At 61.0% G+C, this 3,225-nt stretch carries 2 protein-coding genes; both read left to right on the plus strand.

The annotated features are described in order from the left end of the window. A partial coding sequence (locus ACRC1E_RS07385; RefSeq protein ID WP_438514462.1) for a DNA gyrase subunit B occupies positions 1 to 2,091 on the plus strand: 2,091 nt, incomplete at its 5' end. A gap of 477 nt (positions 2,092 to 2,568) precedes the next feature. Next, positions 2,569 to 3,015: a type VII toxin-antitoxin system HepT family RNase toxin gene (hepT, locus tag ACRC1E_RS07390; RefSeq protein WP_438514463.1), complete on the plus strand. Its 447-nt coding sequence runs from the start codon at positions 2,569 to 2,571 to the stop codon at positions 3,013 to 3,015. Positions 3,016 to 3,225: the final 210 nt, after the last annotated feature.

The raw sequence follows: 3,225 nt of genomic DNA on the forward strand, positions 1-3,225 counted from the left end.
GCCGGCGGTAAATTCGACAGCAATAGCTACAAGATCTCCGGCGGCCTGCACGGCGTGGGTGTGTCTGTGGTCAACGCCCTGTCCGACTGGCTCAAGCTGAAAATCTGGCGCGACGGTAAAGTCCATGAAATGGAATTCCGCCACGGCGATGCGGTTGCCCCGCTGACCGTTACCGGCCACAGCAACCATCGCGGCACCGAAGTGCACTTCATGGCCTCGCCGGAAATCTTCGGCAAGGTCGAATTCCACTTCGACATTCTGGCCAAGCGCATCCGCGAACTGTCTTTCCTCAATGATGGCGTCGCCATCAACCTGATCGACAAGCGCAACGGCAAGGAAGAAAACTTCGCCTTTGCCGGCGGTGTGGCGGGCTTCGTACAGTATATGAACCGCAACAAAGCGGCCATGCATCCCAAGCCCTTCTTCGTCACCGGCGAAAAGGACGGCATGACCGTGGACGTGGCGATGCAGTGGAACGACTCCTATCAGGAATCGGTACAGTGCTTCACCAACAACATCCCGCAGCGTGACGGTGGCTCCCACCTCACCGCCTTGCGCCAGATGATGACGCGTACCCTCAACCAGTACATCGACGAACATGAAGTAGCCAAGAAAGCCAAGGTCGACACCACCGGCGACGACATGCGCGAAGGCCTGACCTGCGTGCTGTCGTGCAAGCTGCCCGACCCCAAGTTTTCCAGCCAGACCAAAGACAAGCTGGTCTCCAGCGAAATCGGCCCGGTCATCAATGAAGTAGTCGGCGAAGCGCTGCGCAACTTCCTGCAGGAAAACCCGAACGACGCCAAGATCATCTGCGGCAAGATCGTCGATGCCGCCCGTGCCCGCGATGCGGCACGCAAGGCGCGCGAGATCACCCGCCGCAAGGGCGTGCTCGACGGGCTGGGCCTGCCGGGCAAGCTGGCCGACTGTCAGGAAAAAAATCCGGCGCTGTCCGAACTGTATCTGGTCGAGGGTGACTCCGCCGGCGGCTCGGCCAAACAGGGTCGTGACCGCAAGTTCCAGGCCATCCTGCCGCTGAAGGGCAAGATCCTCAACGTCGAGCGTGCGCGCTTCGACAAGATGCTGGCCAGCCAGGAAGTCGCCACCCTGATTACCGCCCTCGGTTGCGGCATCGGCAAGGACGAGTACAACCCGGACAAGCTGCGCTACCACCGCATCATCATCATGACCGATGCCGACGTCGACGGTGCGCACATCCGTACCCTGCTGCTGACCTTCTTCTATCGCCAGACGCCGGAACTGGTGGAGCGCGGCCATATCTACATCGCCCAGCCGCCACTGTTCAAGGCCAAGCACGGCAAGCAGGAACGCTACCTCAAGGACGAATACGAACTTGACCAGTATCTGCTGCAACTGGCACTGGACAAGGCCGAGCTGATCCCGAGCGCCGGCGCCGAGCCGCTGACGGCCGAAGCCATGGGCATCGTTGCACGCCAGTTCCTGCTGGCCCGCGCCGTGATCGAACGCGAAAGCCGCGTCATCGACCCTCTGGTGCTGGAAGCCATGCTCAAGACCGCACCGCTGGGTCTGGAAAACGAGCACGAAGCCCTCGCTTCCCTCGCCGCCCTCAAGGCGCTGGTGCCGGCCGAAGAAATCGAGCTCGAGCTGCTGCGCGACGAAAAGAACGATGGCTACCTGATCAAGGTGATCCGCAAACTGCACGGCAACGTGATGGTGACGGTACTCGACCAGAACTTCCTCGAATCGTCCGACTACGCCGAGCTGAAGACCACGCGTGAAATGCTGAACGGCCTGATCGGCGAAGGCGCCGCCATGCGCCGCGGCGAAACCCTGCGTCCGGTTGCCAGCTATGGCGAAGCGCTGGACTGGCTGCTGGGCGAAGCACGCAAGGGCATGAGCATCCAGCGCTACAAGGGGCTGGGCGAAATGAACCCGGGCCAGCTGTGGGAAACCACCATGGACCCGACCGTGCGCCGCCTGCTCAAGGTACGCATCGAAGACGCCATGGGCGCCGACGACGTGTTTACCACCCTGATGGGCGACAACGTCGAACCGCGCCGCGCCTTCATCGAAAGCAACGCGCTGATCGCACGCAATATCGACATCTGATCAGACGGGGTGACGGTGGGTTAGGCCAAAGGCCATAACCCACCGGCGACCACCCGCCACACAGACCAAGGCCAGCCGGCAACGGCTGGCCTTTTTTGCATCTACCCCTGTCGGGCTGGTTTCAATGATCAGTATTTTTCGGCGTCCGCTACGCGGACATTTTTATCATGCCGCTTCCGCTGACCGAGCGCGGCAAGCGCAGCGGCGCGAGGGAATACGTACGGGCAAGGGGCTTGTGGCGACAAGCCCCTTGCATCCCAAACGCCCCCGAAGTCTCGTGAAACCCCGGCGTAAAAACGGCCGGCGAGGCGCTGGCCAACTCGCAATTCGCTAGCGTCGAATCGCTCGGACAAAGGCCAGCTTAAAACCTCGCCAGCCACTTTTACACCGGCGCGAGCCTGACGGGGATGGGCTGCTACCGTATGAGTGGCTTGCATCGCCAACAACCAGCACCAACACGCAGTCGGGACTTCACCCTTGTACCAGCTAAAAGAAACCCATTTTCCAGACCCGGTATTGGCCAACAAATCGGCAACGATCCACCGCTGTGTACAGCGCAGCAGGGAAGAATACGATGATGGCGGAGAAGACTTTGCTGCCAGCCTCAGCCGTCAGGATGCCACAGTGTGCAATATCGTCCGCGCCTGCAACGCCGCACTCGACATGGGCCAACACCGGATCCGCCGCGAGCGGTTGGGCATCCCGCAAAGCGCACGCGACGTGTTTGCCCTGCTGGCACAAGGCGGTTGGATAGCCACGGCACTGGCCGATTCGCTCAAGGAAATGGTCGGCTTTCGCAATATCGCGGTACACGACTACCAGAGCCTGCAGTTCCCCATCACCGTCGCCATCATCACCGGCCATCTGGACGAATTCCTGCACTACAGCCAGGCACTGCCGCTCAAGGAAGCCAGCACCAAGTAGGGCGGGTTAGGCGGCGCTGCCGCCGTAACCCGCCATGTACGGCTACACATCGCGGCTCTCGCTGAAAGCACGGAATAAGGCCGCTGGCAGCGGTGCTTGCAAACGCCACGTAATATTCATCGGCTTGCTGCCTGACCATTCTTCCAGTGTCACCGCTCCGCAAACGCGATACGGGCTTTGCTTGTTCTCGCGCACAAAAAGCTGGAAAGA

Origin of the sequence: Craterilacuibacter sp. (assembly GCF_051659485.1) — a bacterium.
In the GTDB taxonomy this organism is placed as follows: Bacteria; Pseudomonadota; Gammaproteobacteria; order Burkholderiales; family Chromobacteriaceae; genus Craterilacuibacter.